Origin of the sequence: Caulobacter sp. DWR1-3-2b1 (assembly GCF_049895765.1) — a bacterium.
In the GTDB taxonomy this organism is placed as follows: domain Bacteria; phylum Pseudomonadota; class Alphaproteobacteria; order Caulobacterales; family Caulobacteraceae; genus Caulobacter.
Genome location: NZ_JAFCSZ010000007.1, coordinates 75,800 through 90,827 on the forward strand (window position 1 = coordinate 75,800; position 15,028 = coordinate 90,827).

The 15,028-nt window shown below is 65.7% G+C and carries 20 protein-coding genes; 10 read left to right on the forward strand and 10 right to left on the reverse strand.

The features are described from left to right. Positions 1 to 30: 30 nt before the first annotated feature. The gene (locus ACP69S_RS09155; RefSeq protein WP_425996457.1) at positions 31 to 1,260 is read left to right on the forward strand and encodes an argininosuccinate synthase; all 1,230 of its coding nucleotides are present in this window, start codon (positions 31 to 33) and stop codon (positions 1,258 to 1,260) included. Positions 1,261 to 1,382: 122 nt separating this feature from the next. Here ACP69S_RS09155 and ACP69S_RS09160 read toward each other — a convergent pair whose 3' ends face one another. Next, a complete protein-coding gene (locus tag ACP69S_RS09160; RefSeq protein ID WP_425996459.1) occupies positions 1,383 to 1,583 on the reverse strand; it encodes a KTSC domain-containing protein in 201 nt (66 codons plus the stop codon). Positions 1,584 to 1,830: 247 nt separating this feature from the next. On the opposite strand from ACP69S_RS09160, the gene ACP69S_RS09165 reads away from it, so the two are divergent. The 3 genes from ACP69S_RS09165 (at position 1,831) to ACP69S_RS09175 (ending at position 3,610) form a co-directional block, all read left to right on the forward strand. Further along, positions 1,831 to 2,235 (forward strand): MAPEG family protein, encoded by a 405-nt coding sequence (locus ACP69S_RS09165; RefSeq protein WP_425996461.1) that lies wholly within the window; start codon positions 1,831 to 1,833, stop codon positions 2,233 to 2,235. A gap of 42 nt (positions 2,236 to 2,277) precedes the next feature. Then, complete coding sequence (locus ACP69S_RS09170; protein ID WP_425996463.1) at positions 2,278 to 2,907, forward strand: LysE family translocator; 630 nt, start codon at positions 2,278 to 2,280, stop codon at positions 2,905 to 2,907. Between the two features lie 109 nt (positions 2,908 to 3,016). Continuing rightward, positions 3,017 to 3,610, forward strand: a complete 594-nt coding sequence (locus ACP69S_RS09175; protein ID WP_425996465.1) for a CC0125/CC1285 family lipoprotein — start codon at positions 3,017 to 3,019, stop codon at positions 3,608 to 3,610. A 134-nt stretch (positions 3,611 to 3,744) separates the two neighbouring features. Here ACP69S_RS09175 and ACP69S_RS09180 read toward each other — a convergent pair whose 3' ends face one another. Beyond that, positions 3,745 to 4,527: an SDR family NAD(P)-dependent oxidoreductase gene (locus ACP69S_RS09180; protein WP_425996467.1), complete on the reverse strand. Its 783-nt coding sequence runs from the start codon at positions 4,525 to 4,527 to the stop codon at positions 3,745 to 3,747. Between the two features lie 54 nt (positions 4,528 to 4,581). On the opposite strand from ACP69S_RS09180, the gene ACP69S_RS09185 reads away from it, so the two are divergent. After that, on the forward strand, positions 4,582 to 4,983 hold the full coding sequence (locus ACP69S_RS09185; protein WP_425996468.1) for a YkvA family protein: 402 nt from the start codon (positions 4,582 to 4,584) through the stop codon (positions 4,981 to 4,983). 8 nt (positions 4,984 to 4,991) lie between these two features. Here ACP69S_RS09185 and ACP69S_RS09190 read toward each other — a convergent pair whose 3' ends face one another. The 3 genes from ACP69S_RS09190 to glmS are packed head-to-tail and all read right to left on the reverse strand — an operon-like array spanning position 4,992 to position 7,688. Beyond that, positions 4,992 to 5,390 (reverse strand): ASCH domain-containing protein, encoded by a 399-nt coding sequence (locus ACP69S_RS09190; protein ID WP_425996469.1) that lies wholly within the window; start codon positions 5,388 to 5,390, stop codon positions 4,992 to 4,994. Beyond that, positions 5,387 to 5,848 (reverse strand): SAM-dependent methyltransferase, encoded by a 462-nt coding sequence (locus ACP69S_RS09195; protein ID WP_425996471.1) that lies wholly within the window; start codon positions 5,846 to 5,848, stop codon positions 5,387 to 5,389. Before ACP69S_RS09195 ends, ACP69S_RS09190 begins: the two co-directional genes overlap by 4 nt. A 19-nt stretch (positions 5,849 to 5,867) precedes the next feature. Beyond that, positions 5,868 to 7,688, reverse strand: a complete 1,821-nt coding sequence (glmS, locus tag ACP69S_RS09200) for a glutamine--fructose-6-phosphate transaminase (isomerizing) (RefSeq protein WP_425996473.1) — start codon at positions 7,686 to 7,688, stop codon at positions 5,868 to 5,870. Positions 7,689 to 7,844: 156 nt separating this feature from the next. Between glmS and glmM the strand changes: the two genes are divergently transcribed. Then, positions 7,845 to 9,194 (forward strand): phosphoglucosamine mutase, encoded by a 1,350-nt coding sequence (glmM, locus tag ACP69S_RS09205; protein ID WP_425996475.1) that lies wholly within the window; start codon positions 7,845 to 7,847, stop codon positions 9,192 to 9,194. Between the two features lie 61 nt (positions 9,195 to 9,255). Here glmM and ACP69S_RS09210 read toward each other — a convergent pair whose 3' ends face one another. From ACP69S_RS09210 to ACP69S_RS09230, 5 genes are all read right to left on the reverse strand, one after another. Next, on the reverse strand, positions 9,256 to 9,945 hold the full coding sequence (locus tag ACP69S_RS09210; protein WP_425996477.1) for an alternative oxidase: 690 nt from the start codon (positions 9,943 to 9,945) through the stop codon (positions 9,256 to 9,258). 160 nt (positions 9,946 to 10,105) lie between these two features. Further along, positions 10,106 to 10,414: a winged helix-turn-helix domain-containing protein gene (locus tag ACP69S_RS09215; protein ID WP_425996478.1), complete on the reverse strand. Its 309-nt coding sequence runs from the start codon at positions 10,412 to 10,414 to the stop codon at positions 10,106 to 10,108. Positions 10,415 to 10,416: 2 nt separating this feature from the next. Further along, on the reverse strand, positions 10,417 to 10,980 hold the full coding sequence (locus ACP69S_RS09220) for a hypothetical protein (RefSeq protein WP_425996480.1): 564 nt from the start codon (positions 10,978 to 10,980) through the stop codon (positions 10,417 to 10,419). 93 nt (positions 10,981 to 11,073) lie between these two features. Then, a complete protein-coding gene (locus ACP69S_RS09225) occupies positions 11,074 to 11,403 on the reverse strand; it encodes a low molecular weight protein tyrosine phosphatase family protein (protein ID WP_425996482.1) in 330 nt (109 codons plus the stop codon). A 7-nt stretch (positions 11,404 to 11,410) separates the two neighbouring features. Then, a complete protein-coding gene (locus tag ACP69S_RS09230; RefSeq protein WP_425996483.1) occupies positions 11,411 to 12,154 on the reverse strand; it encodes a DUF6065 family protein in 744 nt (247 codons plus the stop codon). A 102-nt stretch (positions 12,155 to 12,256) separates the two neighbouring features. On the opposite strand from ACP69S_RS09230, the gene ACP69S_RS09235 reads away from it, so the two are divergent. The 4 genes from ACP69S_RS09235 to ACP69S_RS09250 all read left to right on the forward strand — a co-directional run bounded on the left by ACP69S_RS09235 (position 12,257) and on the right by ACP69S_RS09250 (position 15,006). Beyond that, positions 12,257 to 12,811, forward strand: coding sequence for an AAA family ATPase (locus ACP69S_RS09235; RefSeq protein ID WP_425996485.1), 555 nt, complete (start codon positions 12,257 to 12,259; stop codon positions 12,809 to 12,811). Between the two features lie 8 nt (positions 12,812 to 12,819). After that, positions 12,820 to 13,326, forward strand: coding sequence for a prolyl-tRNA synthetase associated domain-containing protein (locus ACP69S_RS09240; protein ID WP_425996487.1), 507 nt, complete (start codon positions 12,820 to 12,822; stop codon positions 13,324 to 13,326). Positions 13,327 to 13,393: 67 nt separating this feature from the next. Then, the gene (locus ACP69S_RS09245) at positions 13,394 to 14,329 is read left to right on the forward strand and encodes a tetratricopeptide repeat protein (protein ID WP_425996489.1); all 936 of its coding nucleotides are present in this window, start codon (positions 13,394 to 13,396) and stop codon (positions 14,327 to 14,329) included. A gap of 8 nt (positions 14,330 to 14,337) precedes the next feature. Next, on the forward strand, positions 14,338 to 15,006 hold the full coding sequence (locus ACP69S_RS09250; RefSeq protein WP_425996491.1) for an LON peptidase substrate-binding domain-containing protein: 669 nt from the start codon (positions 14,338 to 14,340) through the stop codon (positions 15,004 to 15,006). Positions 15,007 to 15,028 lie beyond the last annotated feature (22 nt).

Here is a 15,028-nt window from a genome sequence, read left to right on the forward strand (position 1 = left end):
TTTGTGTTTCCTCCCTAAAGGACCCCGCCCATGGCCAACAAGTCCGTGAAGAAGGTCGTGCTCGCCTATTCGGGCGGCCTCGACACCTCGATCATTCTGAAGTGGCTGCAGACCGAGTACGGCGCGGAGGTCATCACCTTCACCGCCGACCTTGGTCAGGGCGAAGAGATCGAACCGGCGCGGGCCAAGGCCCTGGCGGCCGGCGTAAAGCCCGAGAACATCTTCATCGAGGACGTGCGCGAGGAGTTCGTGCGCGATTACGTCTTCCCGATGTTCCGCGCCAACACGGTCTATGAAGGCCAGTACCTGCTGGGCACCTCGATCGCCCGCCCGCTGATCGCCAAGAAGCAGATCGAGATCGCCCGCAAGATGGGCGCCGACGCCGTCAGCCACGGCGCGACCGGCAAGGGCAATGACCAGGTCCGTTTCGAGCTGGCCTATTACGGCCTCGAGCCCGACATCACTGTGATCGCCCCCTGGCGCGAGTGGGACTTCAAGTCGCGCGAGGCCCTGCTGGAGTTCGCCGAGAAGCACCAGATCCAGATCACCAAGGACAAGCGCGGCGAGGCGCCGTTCAGCGTCGACGCCAACCTTCTGCACTCCTCGTCCGAGGGCAAGGTGCTGGAAGATCCGGCTGTCGAGGCCCCCGAATTCGTTCACATGCGCACCATCGCGCCGGAAGACGCGCCCGATAAGCCGCACGTCTTCACCATCGACTTCGAGAAGGGCGACCCAGTCGCTGTCGACGGCGTGGCTCTGTCGCCCGCCGCCCTGCTGACCAAGCTCAATGAACTGGGCCGCGACAACGGCGTGGGCCGGCTGGACCTGGTCGAGAACCGCTTCGTCGGCATGAAGTCGCGCGGCGTCTACGAGACCCCAGGCGGCACGATCCTGCTGGTCGCCCACCGCGGCATCGAGAGCATCACCCTGGATCGCGGCGCCATGCACCTGAAGGACGAGCTGATGCCGAAATACGCATCGCTCGTTTACAACGGCTTCTGGTTCGCCCCCGAGCGCGAGATGCTGCAGGCGGCCATCGACTACAGCCAGACCAAGGTGTCCGGCCAGGTTCGCGTCAAGCTCTACAAGGGCAATGCCTCGATCATCGGCCGCACCAGCCCCTACAGCCTGTACGACCAGGACCTCGTGACCTTCGAGGAAGGTAAGGTCGCCTACGACCACCGCGACGCGGGCGGCTTTATCAAGCTCAACGCCCTGCGCCTGCGGGTCTTGGCCAAGCGCGACAAGCGCGAGGGATAGATCGAAGTTGGGGTCCTCCGGCCCTCCGGACGGGTGGCCCGGAGGGCCGGAGGGGCAGCGCGGCCGATGCTCAGTTGGCCCCCTCAGTCGCTCCGCGACAGCTCCCCCAAAAGGGGAGCATTTCAGATCCGGTTGTATGGATACCGATCCCGTATAATCCGTTGGAAGAACCGGCCCTTGGAGGTCGAGCGGACGAAGGCCACGCTGACCCGTTCGGGCACGCCGACATAGACGTATTCGTCGCCGTCGTGGAACGTGACGAACAGCTTGCCGTGTTCGGGCTTGTAGTCGATCTCGGCGATGGCCGTGGAATTCACACGCATAGCCCGGGGCTCCGCGATGAGGGATCGTTCTGTACAGGAAGCGCTCACCCGCGCAGCCGGTTCCAGGGCGTTGCGCGCTGGTCCGGTCGCGAAGGCGAAAACCGCCGCCCCGCTTGACGCGCACGACCTCGAAGGGTCCCCACTGGCGAAATTGTTAATGCCGACAGCGGTCGGATGCAAATCCCGCGAAGCCAGCTAAGCTTCGCAGCTTCAAGGCCCCGTCCGTGGGCCGAACGGGAGAATACGTATGCAGCCGCATTCCTGGGTCGCCATCGTCACGCTGGTCGCCCTGCTGGTCTATGTCTGGATGGGAGCCCGGGTCGGGGGCGCCCGCAAGAAGTGCGGCATCGACGCGCCCACCATGACCGGCGATCCCGAGCTGGAGCGCCACATCCGCGTCCAGGCCAATACGCTGGAATGGCTGCCGATCTTCCTGCCGTCCCTGTGGCTGTTCGCCATCTACTGGAGCGACCTTGTCGCCACCATCGCCGGCGCGGTCTGGATCGTGGGCCGGATCGTCTACGCCCTGGGCTACGCCGCCTCGGCCGACAAGCGCGAGGTCGGCTTCATCATCCAGATGCTGGCGACGGCAGTTCTGTTGTTCGGCGCCCTGGGACGGGTCATCTGGATGCTGGTGGTCGTCGGCGCCTAGACATCGCTTTTCGACGGGCGGGCTCCACCTTATAGCCAAGCCATGATCCTGCCCGTCGATCCCGCCCGCTACGGCGCCTTCCTTGTCGCCATGTTCGTCATGGCCATCACGCCGGGCCCGGCCAACCTGTTCGCCATCGCCACGGGGATGGAAAAGGGCAAGGGCGCGGCCCTGCTCGGCGTGGTGGGCATGAACGCCGCCACCCTGATCTGGTTCGCCGGTTCGGCCCTGGGTCTCGGCGCGCTGATCATCGCCTTTCCCCAGGCCTTCCACATCCTGGCCCTGGCGGGCGCGGCCTATCTGGTCTGGCTGGGGCTGAAGTCCCTGTGGGCCGGCTGGAAGAATACCGAGAGCCATGCCAGCGCCACCGTGAAGGCGGGAAAGTCGGCCTTTCTCGACGGCTTCACCGTCCAGATCGCCAACCCCAAGGTCCTGCTGTTTTTCACGGCCGTCCTGCCGCCGTTCATCGATGTGGACCGGCCTCTGGTTCCCCAGTTGCTGATGTTCGGGGCCGCCACCATCGGCATGGACCTGATCAGCATGAGCGCCTACGGCCTGGGCGGCGCGGCCCTGTCGACACGGATGAACGAGCCGGTGTTCCGCCGGGCCTTCGCTTTCGTGGTCGGGGCGCTGCTAATCTGCGCCGCGGTCCTGATCGTCTCGCGCGGCTGATTTCGTATCCTGCTGATTTCAGGCAAGAAATCAAACGCCTTGGCGAAACCACAAACCCCGGCCAGAGTTAGAGTCTAGATCCGAGATTTCGGGTCGTGGAGCATCTCACATGTCCCTGAAGAAAGCCGCCCTCGTCGCGGCCATGGTCGTCGCCGCCGGGCTTTCGGCCTGCGCGACCGCTACCCCCTACCAGCCCAAGGTCACATCGGGCTCGACCACCGGCGGGTTCTCCGAGCTGCGCCTCGAAGGCGACCGCTACCGGGTCAATTTCGCCGGCAACAGCCTGACCTCGCGCGAGACCGTCGAGCGCTATCTGCTGTATCGCGCCGCCGAACTGACCGTGCAGGGAGGCTATGACTGGTTCGAAACGGCCGACCGTCGCACCGACCGGACGGCGCGCACGGTGATCGATCCCGATCCATTGGCGCGCCCGGGCTTCGGCTATGGCTATCCTTACGGCTACTGGCGCCCGTCCTGGCGCTATTTCGGCCCCAGCTATGGCTGGCGCAGCTGGGACCCCTTCTGGGGTGACCCCTTCTTCTATGACCGCACCCAGGTGCGGACCATCGAGCGTTTCGAAGCCGGCGCCGAGATCGTCATGCACAAGGGCGCCAAGCCCCAGGGCGATTCCCGCGCCTATGACGCCCGCGAGATCATGGCCAACCTGGCCAGCAGCATCCAGCGGCCTGTCGCCGGGAAGTAGGTCGGCAATCCTCTCCCTGATGGGAGAGGTGTCGCCATAGGCGACGGAGAGGGAAGTGGTTGCTGTACCGCAGCTGGCTTCCCCCTCCGATCGCTCCGCGATCTCCTCCCCCTTCAGGGGGAGGAGTTTTATACTTAGCGCGGCGCCATGCGGATGCCGCCGTCGAGGCGCACATCCTCGCCGTTGAAATAGCCGTTGGTGACCATGGTCACGGCCAGCTGGGCGTATTCTTCCGGCAGGCCCAGGCGCTTGGGGAAGGGCACGGACGCCGCGAGGCCGGCCTTCACCGCTTCGGGGGCGTTGTTCATCAGCGGGGTATTGAAGATGCCCGGAAGGATAGTGTTGACGCGGATGCCCTCGCTCATCAGGTCGCGGGCGATTGGCAGGGTCATGCCGACCACGCCGCCCTTGGACGCCGAATAGGCCGCCTGGCCCATCTGGCCGTCTTCCGCCGCGACCGAGGCGGTGTTGACGATGGCGCCGCGCTCGCCGTCGGCCAGCGGCTCAAGGTCCAGCATGCCCTTGGCTGACTTGGCGATGCAGCGGAACGTGCCGACCAGGTTGATCTGGATGATGCGGTCGAAGGCGTCGAGCGGGAAGTGCTTGGTCTCACCGGTGGTCTTGTCGCGGCTGGCGGTCTTGGCGGCGTTGCCGGTGCCGGCGCAGTTGATCAGCACCCGCTCCTGGCCGTGGGCGGCGCGGGCCTTCTCGAAGCCAGCGTCGACTTCGGCGTCGGAGGTGACATTGACCTTGCAGAACACGCCGCCGATTTCGGCGGCGACCTTTTCGCCGGTGACTTCGTTCATGTCGAAGATGGCCACCTTGACGCCATGGGCGGCCAGGGCGCGGGCGGTGGCCTCGCCGAGGCCCGATGCGCCTCCAGTGACGACGGCGGCGACGGTGTTGTCGAGTTTCATAGACGTTCCCTCACGGTTTGCGTTTAAGTTCGCAGTTGAAGAAGGTGTAAACCGATGAGCGTCGACGCCAAACCATCCCCTGACGTCAACCAGATCCTGGATCCGTCCAAGGCCCTGGTCCCGGCGACGGTGCAGTTGAACGAAGAGCGCGTGGCTCGCGGCTTCCTGCCTAAGATCCGCCGGGTGGCAGCCCGCGTGCCGTTCGCGGCAGAGGTCCTGTCGGTGTGGTGGTGCGCCCGCGATCCGGCCACGCCCACGGCGGCCAAGGGCATGATGATGGCGGCTCTCGCCTATTTTGTCCTGCCCACCGACGTGATCCCCGACATCTTGCCGGCCCTGGGCATGACCGACGACGCCGCCGTGATCGCCGCGGTCATCGCCATCGTCGGCAAGAACCTGCGGCCGCGTCACAAGGAAGCGGCCAAGGCCTTCCTGGCGAAACTATCCAAGGACTGAACCGGGCTTCAGGGGATCGCGATCTCGGTGATCAGACTGAACGTCTCGCACCATAGCGGCATCGCCGGATCAAAGCCGCCATTGCGCTCGAAATACGCCTGATGCTCGCTGCGCCATGAGGCCAGCGTCTTGTTGTCCTCGCCCTCCTTGGCGGCGAAGGCCTCGGTGACCTGATCGAAGGGCGTGATCTCAAGCGACACAGTCTCGAGCACCGCGCGCGGCCGATCTTGGCTGTCGCACGCCACCATGCGTTTGCCGATGACGGTCAACTGGCCCTCGCGCACCGACCAGCAGGTCGCGGTCTTGTCGCCTGACAGAACCAGAGCCAACAGGGTGTCGGCCGTCTCGGGTCCATCGCCGAACCGGAAGCGTTCCAGATCGCTCCAATAGGGCGCGGCGTCGGTCACCAGTACTTCTCCATGATCTCCCGCGCCCAGTCGGGCTCGCGGTGCGGGCCGCGCGGGGAGAAGCCGCTCATCACCGGCTTGATGTCCAGCACCGGCGTGCCGTCGATGGCGTCCAGGCCCTCGACCTCGAGGCTTAGGCCATCCACCGCCACGACCCGGCAGACCGTGACGCCGATGCGGTTGGGCCGGTTCTTGCCGCGCTGGGCGAAGATGCCGATTTTCGGCCAGGCCTTATTGCCGCGCGGGTGGCGAGCGCCGGTGACGATCTGATCGTCGGTGACCTTGTCGAACACATAGACCACCTCGGCGTGGCTGAAGGTCTCCAAACCCATCAAGGCCTCGGCGTCGAAGCGGGTCGGGTCGAGCACGATTTTGGCGCGACTTTTGCCCCAGTCGTCGTCTTCGGGGATGTCGCGGCCGCCCTGCACCCGGCCGATGGGCGTCATGATGATCGACATTCGTTGGTCCCCTTCAGGGCTACTCCACCGTCACCGACTTGGCCAGGTTCCTCGGCTGATCCACGTCCGCCCCCTTCTGGACAGCCACATGATAGGCCAGCAGCTGGATCGGCGCCGACATCACCAGGGCGGAGATCAGCGGGTCGCAGGCCGGGGCGGTGATCACCACCTTGGCGCCGGCTGGGGCGTGCTTGGCGCCTTCGGTGTCGGTGATGAAGATCACCTGACCGCCGCGCGCCATAACCTCGCTCATGTTCGAGGCCGACTTCTCGAACCAATTGTCATAGGGCGCGAGAATGACGATCGGGGTCTGGTCGTCGACCAGGGCGATCGGGCCGTGCTTCAGCTCGCCGGCGGCGTAGCCTTCGGCGTGGATGTAGCTGATTTCCTTGAGCTTCAGAGCGCCTTCAAGGGCCAGGGCCGACATCGGGCCGCGGCCAAGATAAAGCACGTCGCGGGCCTTGGAGACCTCGACGGCGATGTCCTTGATGGCGTCTTCCAGGCCGATGGCCTCGGCGATCAGGCGCGGCGCTTCCAGCAGCACCTTCACCAGGCGCTGCTCCTCGGCGTCGTCGATGCGGCCGCGCGCCTTGGCGGCGGCGATGGCCAGGGCGATCATCACACTGACCTGAGCGGTGAAGGCCTTGGTCGAGGCTACGCCGATCTCGGGACCGCAATGGATCGGCCAGACCACGTCGACCTCGCGGGCCATGGTCGACTCGGTGGCGTTGACGACCACGGCGCTCTTCATGCCGGCCGCCTGGCAATAGCGCAGGGCCGCCAGGGTGTCGGCGGTCTCGCCCGACTGCGACATGGCGATGGCCAGGGCGTTCGCACGGATGGCCGGCTGGCGGTAGCGGAACTCCGAGGCGATCTCGACATCCACCGGCAGGTCGGCCAGCTGTTCGATCAAATAGCGACCGACCATGCCGGCGATATAGGAGGTGCCGCAGGCGACGATCTGGATACGCTCCAGCGTCTTCCAGTCGATGCCGCCGGGCACCGTTGCACGCGACGTGATCGGGTCGACATAGGCGGCGATGGTGCGCTGGCAGCCCTCCGGCTGGTCATGGATTTCCTTCTCCATGAAGTGCCGGTAATTGCCCTTCTCCATCAGCACGGCCGAGGCCGGGACGATCTTGATCGGACGGTTTGCGAGCTTGCCCGACTGGTCGAAGATCTTCGCGCCCTTGTGGTCGAGGATCACATAGTCGCCGTCGTGCAGATAGGCGACGCGGTTGGTGAAGGGGCCAAGCGCCAGACCGTCGGAGCCGACGAACATCTCACCGTCGCCATAGCCCACAGCCAGGGGTGGGCCGTTGCGGGCGGCCAGGATCACCTCGTCCTCGCCGCCGATGAGAACACAGAGAGCGTAGGCCCCGCGCAGGCGCTTCAGGGTCGCCTCGAAGGCTTGCAGGGGCGCAAGGCCGGCGGCCAGCTCGGCGTCCAGCAGGTGGGCGACGACCTCGGTGTCGGTGTCGCTCTGGAACTCGCGGCCGGCGGCGATCATCTCGGCCTTCAGCTCGGCGAAGTTCTCGATGATGCCGTTGTGGACCACCGCCACCTTGCCGACGATGTGAGGGTGGGCGTTGCGCAGCGTAGGTGCGCCGTGGGTGGCCCAGCGGGTGTGTCCGATGCCGGTGGTGGCGACCAGCGGCTCGTGGGCCAGCACGCTTTCCAACTCGCGCAGCTTGCCAGGAGCCCGGCGGCGCTGCAGCACGCCGTCCACCTGGGCGGCGATCCCGGCCGAGTCATAGCCGCGATATTCCAGACGCTTTAGGCTTTCGACCAGACGGTCTGCAACGGGCTGGTTTCCGACGATGCCGATAATGCCGCACATGCCATGGTCCTTTGTAAATCGCGCCAGCGGGGATTATGGCTACCAGCGCGGGTATGTCTTCGGCCGGGCTTTAGCATTCGCGCCGGTTCGGCCTACATAAATCTGCATTTCGGATCGTTTCGCGATCCCTACGAAGCTGACGAGATTAGAGCGACCATGAGCAAGCGCGCCTATTTTGGCACTGATGGCATTCGCGGCCAGGCCAACCAACACCCGATGACGGCAGAGGTTGCCCTTCGGGTGGGTCTCGCCGCCGGAAAGCTGTTTCGCTCACAGGACGACCGCCGCCACCTGGTGGTGATCGGCAAGGACACCCGGCTGTCGGGCTACATGATCGAGCCGGCCCTGGTCGCCGGCTTCGCCAGCGTCGGCATGGACGTGCGGCTGTTTGGTCCTCTGCCCACGCCGGCCGTGGCCATGATGACCCGCTCGATGCGCGCCGACCTGGGCGTGATGATCAGCGCCAGCCACAACAATTACGCCGACAACGGCATCAAGCTGTTTGGTCCCGACGGCTACAAGCTGTCGGACGAGCAGGAGCTGAAGATCGAGGCCCTGATGGACGAGGGCCTGCAGGAGGGCCTGGCGCCGCCGCGCGGCCTCGGGCGCGTCAAGCGCATCGACGACGCCCAGGCCCGCTATGTCGAGATCGTCAAGGCGACCTTCCCCCGCCAGCTGTCCCTGGCCGGCCTGCGCATCGTCATCGATTGCGCCAATGGCGCGGCTTACAAGGTTGCGCCCGTCACCCTGTACGAGCTGGGCGCCGAGGTCATTCCGCTGGGCGTCGATCCGGACGGGACCAATATCAATCACGAGTGCGGCTCGACCCATCCCGAAGCCATGGCCAAACTGGTGCGCGAGTACCGCGCCGATATCGGCATCGCCCTGGATGGCGACGCCGACAGGCTGGTGATCTGCGACGAGAACGGCCTGGTGGTCGACGGCGACCAGATCATGGCGATCATCGCCGCCGCCTTTGCCAAGGCCGGCAAGCTGAAGGCCGGCGGCGTGGTCGCCACGGTGATGTCCAACCTCGGACTCGAACGCTTCCTGAACGAGCAGGGCCTGGGCCTTGAGCGCACCAGCGTCGGCGACCGCTATGTGATGGCGCGGATGCGCGAGGGCGGTTTCAACCTGGGCGGCGAGCAATCGGGCCACGTGATCCTGTCGGACTTCTCGACCACGGGCGATGGCCTGATTGCGGCCCTGCAGGTTCTGGCGGTGATGATCGAGACCGGCCAGCCGATGAGCGCCCTGGGTCGTCAGTTCGAGCCCGTGCCGCAGCTTCTCGAAAACGTCCGCTTCACCGGCGGGACCAGGCCCCTGGAAGCCAAGACGGTCAAGGAAGCCATCGCCGACGGCGAGGCTCAGCTGAACGGGTCGGGCCGCATCGTCGTGCGCCCGTCCGGCACCGAGCCCCTGATCCGCATCATGGCCGAGGGCGACGATCCGGCGCTGGTCCGCAAGGTCGTCAAGTCGATCGTCTCGGCTGTGAAGGCCGCCTAGGCGCAAAACGCCCCGAGGCGAGGCCTCGGGGCGTGCGCGGATCCTCAGCCGGGTGGCGGCGTCAGGCCGCCGTCTTCCAGTTCGGTTCCAGCACCACGTGCGGCGGGCAGGGCGCGATGTCGCCATGGGGCAGGCCGGACAGTTCATTGGCGAAGCCGTGGTTGACGTCCCGATGGTGCGCCTCGTCGGCCCGCACCACCTCGATCACGTCGCGCAGGGTGGAGCCGACGGGCAGGTCCCAGTAGTCCAGAGCCAACTGCGGCGCCGCCACGTTCTCGGAACGACCTTCGTCGATCTCGGCCAGATAGTGGGTGTAGCTGATCACCGCCTCTTCCTCGAAATAGCCGACCACGCGGTGAGCGGTCTTGGACGACACGAGATAGAGGGCGAAGAAGAACAGGTAGAACACCCACTGGGCGGCGACCACGACGAAGCGCTCGAACGCGGTGGGCTGGGCGACCTGGATGAAGGTCATCAGGTGCATCCGCTCATTCTCGGCCTCGTCCATCAAGGTCTTGATCCAGCCCCGGTCGTCTTCCATCCGTCGCAGGCATTTCAGGTGGTTCAGCGTCGCGCCAACCATGCCCGGCACGGCCGCCACTGTTTCCAGCACCACCGCGCGGTGGCCGTAACGCTTGGCGAAGAAGGTGTCGGCGAAAAACCGCAGCAGCTTGACGAAACCGTAGGCGACGCGGTCCGACGCGCCGGCGGGTTTGTGATGGACCGTGAGGTCGATGGCGGGGCTGGTCATAGCGGCATCCTCGGTAGAGCCAAGCCCGTGTCGAGCCGCTCATGACGCCTCGATACGACCTGCCGGCGGGTGGCGAAATTCGGGGCCGCCCCCTAAGGGAGTCTTCCCTAAGGGGCTATACCTAGGCCGCCGTCGTGGGCTCGGCGGGTCCGGGACGCGATCAGGTCCCCTCTCCCACGCCCTCGACCACCTCGCGCAGATAGTCGACGTGGCTGCGGAAGGCCTTGCGGCCGGCCGGGGTCAGGGCCGCCCGGGTGCGGGGCTTCTTGCCGACATGGTCTTTCAGAATTTCCAGGTAGGCGGCCTTTTCCAGGGTCGCCAAGTGACTGCCCAGATTACCGTCGGTGGCCTGGGTGACCGCTTTCAGGCGGCTGAATTCGACAGGATCGGCGTCGCGTTCGGCATAGAGGGCGGCCATGATCTTCAGGCGCAGGGGCTGGTGGATAAGGTCGTCGAGTTGCGCGGCCATGCTTATATCTTCCGAAGCCACAGACCAGCCAGGAACAGGCCGCCGCCGCCGAAGGCGGCCATCCAGAAGGTCAGCAAGGGCTGGAAGAAGACATAGCCGACCATGGTCGCGATCATCAGTGTGGCGCCGATCCAGAGGTAGCGCGGCATCCTCCACAGACCCATGCCGATATAGACAAGGCCCGTCACCAGACCGGGAAAGGCCAGATAGGGCTCCACCGTCGAGGCCTGGAACAGGGTGAAAGTCCCGAAGAAGAAGACCAGACCAGCGAGCATGCCGACGACCATCCGCCAGTTCATCGCCATCGCCTCGCCTCGCCTGGCGCTTCCGGCGCTGCGGCTCAGCACCAGACTGCCTACGACCCCCACAACGTCCAGCACGATCCAGAGCTGGCCCCATCGCTCCGGCGCCAGTAAGCCCATGGCGACATAGCCCGCCGCCCAGATCAGGCCCCAAAGCATCAGGATTGGTCCGGCGATCCGATAGCCGCGCAGCACCTGTCCGCGCTCGGTCGTGCGTTCGATATCCGACAGCGCCGCCGCCGCCTCGTTTCGTGTCATGCTCATGATGATCCTCCCTCGATCTGAGATGTGTCAAAGCGCTCTGTGACGCAGAGTTATGGTGTGACAGATACTCTGTCAAGCAGAGTTCTCTGGGCTCTATCTGGCAGGTAGGAACTTCGGGACGCGCACTTGCAGCATCCGCACAAGCTCTGGGTCCATGAAGGCGTAGTCGTCCGGGATGTCGAGGCAGATGACCCGCGCCGATTTCAGGTGCGCCCTGAAACGTCTGGTCAGCTTGGCGCGATGGGCCTTCTCCATCACGAAGATGAGGTCGGCCTCGGCGACCATCTCTCCGGTCAGGGGCTCGTCGGCATCGGCGTTGACGCCAGCCGAGCCGACCTCGATCCCCGGCCAGGTCGAGAAGACCTGCTCGGCCGTGGGACTGCGCAGCCTGTTCTTGCCGCAGACGAAAAGAACCCGCTTCAAGCGCCTGTCACCCCAGCTTCGGGGTCTTCAGCCGACGCTTGTTGACGTGGTGCGACGGGGCCTCGGCCTCCACCTCTTCGGGGTATTCGCCCTTGAAGTAGAAGCGCTGCCAGGCCTCCTTGGTGGCCTCGGGGTCACGCTTGAAGATCAGGCTGTTGAACTCGGTGCGCTTCTCGGCCCAGACGTCGTACTGGCGGCGCAGGTCCAGATTGCTGTTCATCGAGCGGATCACCGGCTGGACGTTGTCCATCGCCTTATCCTGCAGCAACATGATGAAGCAGAACGGCTCGCCCTTCTCGAAGCGCACCGTGCCGGGGCGGGTGAAGAGCCAGTTCATCGTGAAGGGGAAGGGCAGCCAGTCGGTCTCGACCAGGCCGGCCAGCGGCTGAATGCCGTCCTTGATGTGGTTGGGCGGCCCCATGGCCAGCATCGACCAGCCGGGCGGCGTGCGGAACAGATAGCCGGTGTGAAAGGTCACAGTGCCGCGCGAGAAGTGCGACTTCACGAATTCGGTAAAGCCCGGATAGGGATGGTCGGGCTGGAACTTGATGCACTCCTGGTGCGCCCCGCCGTCCCAGGTCATCGAGAAGCCGACCGGGCACAAGATTTCCCAACCCGAAGTGTTGGCCATCGACAGCGGCAGGCAGCGATAGGGGTGGCGGTCGGCGAAGTGGTCCATCCAGGCCCGCTGCGGACGGCCCGGCACGATCTCCGGCGGGCGGTTCTCGGTAGGATAGCACTCCAGTTCCATGCCGCTCGTCTTCCTGTTTTCCTTGACCCTTGGAACTGGTCTAGCGCCCAACGGGCGAGGCCGTCCAGTTGACCTTGAGCCCCTCATCGAAAGGCCCCCGTCATGATCCTTGTCCCGCCGCGCCGGATCATCGTCACCGGTGGCCCCGGCTCGGGCAAGACCAGCTTGATCGACGCTCTGGAGGTTCGCGGCTTTGCGCGCTCCTTCGAGGCCGGGCGGACGATCATCCAGGAAGAGGTTCGCGCGGGCGGAACCGCTCTGCCGTGGGGCGACCCACAGGCCTATGCGGACCGAATGCTGTCCCGGGAGCTGACGTCGTACCGAATGGCGGACGGCCTGACCGGCCCGGTGTTCTTCGACCGGGGCCTGCCCGACATCATCGGCTATCTGACACTTTGCGAATTGCCCGTTCCCGACGCCGTCGATGATGCGGTCCGCCGCTTGCGGTACGACCCCGTGGTCTTCATCGCCCCGCCCTGGCCCGAGATCTTCGCCCAGGACGCCGAGCGTCGGCAGGATCTGGCCGAGGCCGAACGCACCCACGCCGCGATGGCGCAGGTCTATCCGGCGCTGGGCTACAGGCTGGTCGAACTCCCCCGCGTCGATGTCGAGACGCGCGCTGATTTCGTACTCGAACGCCTGGCCGCCACGTCCTAAGAGCGGGTATGAAGACCCGCGCCGATCTTTTCGCCTTTCTTGACGCCCATGATGTCGCCCATTCCACCCTCGACCATCCGCCCGTCTTCCGGGTGGAGGAGGGGATGGAGATCAAGGTGGCCCTGCCTGGCGGCCACACCAAGAACCTTTTCCTGAAGGACGCGAAGGGCCAGCTGTGGCTGATCTCGGCTCTCGGCGAGACGGTGATAGACCTGAAGCGCCTGCACACAGTGATCGGTTCGGGCCGGCTGTCGTTCGGACCCGAGGCGATGATGGTCGAGACCCTTGGCGTGACGCCGGGCTCGGTGACGGCCTTGGGCCTGATCAATGATGTGGATCACAGGGTCCGCTTCGTGCTCGACGCCGCCTTGGCCAAGGCCGACCCGGTCAATTTCCACCCGCTGGGCAACGACGCCACCACGGCGCTCAGCCAGGCGGGCTTCCGGCGGTTCCTGTCGGTTTTGGGGGTCGAGCCGATAATCGTCGATTTCGAGGCGATGACGGTCGCCCCCTGATTGCGGTTGTCGCGTCGAGGGACCATCTTGCCGGTCACTGCGTTTCGACTTCCATGAGAGACTTCCGATGAGCCTTATCGGCGAAAAGCCCGCCCCTCTCCAAGCCGGGGGCCAAGCCGGTGGAGCCCAGGCCGGCGGCACGAGCGCGCACATCAAGGACGGTACGGACGCCAGCTTCATGGTCGACGTTATCGAGGCGTCCAAGACCCAGCCTGTGATCGTCGACTTCTGGGCCACCTGGTGCGGTCCATGCCGGACACTGACGCCCGCCCTTGAAAAGCACGTCGCGGCCGCTGGCGGCGCGGTCAAGCTGGTCAAGATCGATGTCGACAAGAACCCCGGCTATTCGGGTCAGCTGCGCGTGCAGTCGATCCCCACCGTCTATGCCTTCGTCGACGGCCAGCCGGTAGACGGCTTCCAGGGCGCCGTGCCCGAGAGCGAGATCAAGGCCTTCATCGCCCGCATCTCGGGTCCGCCGGCCCAGAGCGATCTGGACGCCCTGCTGGCCATGGCCAAGGAATCCCTGGACCTCGGCGACATCGGCGGCGCGGCTCAGGCCTATGCCCAGGCCCTGCAGCTGGATCCGGCCAATCTGAAGGCCATCGGCGGCATGGCGCGCTGTTATCTCGACAGCGGCGATCTCGAAGGCGCGGCGGCCACCGCGGCGATGGCGCCGGAAAACGCCAAGGACGCCGATCTGGAAAGCGTCCGTGCCGCCCTGGCCCTGGCCGCCGACGCTCCGTCCGAGACGGCGCCGTTCGAAAAGCGCCTGGCCGCTGACCCTGACGACCACGAAGCCCGTTTCGAGCTCGCCAAGGCCCTGGCCGGCGCCGGCCATCTGCAGGCCGCAGCCGACCACCTGCTGACCATCATCGAGCGCGACCGCGCCTGGAATGAGGACGCGGCCCGCAAGCAACTGCTCACCGTGTTCGAGGCGGCCGGCGTAATGTCGGAGGTCGCCAAGGCTGGCCGCAAGCGGCTGTCATCCATCCTCTTCAGTTAGGAGTTCAGATGCCGGGATCGTTTCGAAAACTCAGCGAGCTGCCGCTGGTGATCCCGGTGTTTCCGCTGGATGGGGTGCTGCTGCTACCCGGCGGCCAGCTACCACTGAACATCTTCGAGCCGCGCTATCTGAACATGCTGGACGACGCCATGGCGGGCGAGCGGATCATCGGCATGATCCAGACCCGGGCGAACGGCGCAGCGCCGGACGACGAGCGCGAGCCAAGCCTGGCCCCGATCGGCTGCGCAGGCCGGGTGACCAGCTTCGCCGAGACCAGTGACGGTCGTTACCTGGTCACCCTGACCGGGGTATGCCGCTTCCGGGCGGGCGACGAACTGCCGGTGCGGACGCCGTATCGCCAGGTGCGAGCCGACTTCTCGTCGTTTGCGGCTGATCTGCGCGAGGACGGACCCTCCTCAGCCGACCCGGCGCCGCTACTAGCCGCCCTGCGCCGCTATCTGGATCACCGGGGTCTGGCCATCGACTGGACCAGCGCCGAGACCGCGCCATCGGACGCCCTGATCAACAGCCTGTCGATGGCCCTGCCGTTCGACGGCATGGAAAAGCAGGCCCTGCTGGAGGCCCCGACCATGGACGACCGGCGCGAGACCCTTGTCGCCCTGCTGGAGATCGACGCGGCCGTAGGGGACGACGACGATCCCCCCTCTATCCAGTGATAATGAGGGGCGGTAGAGAGGT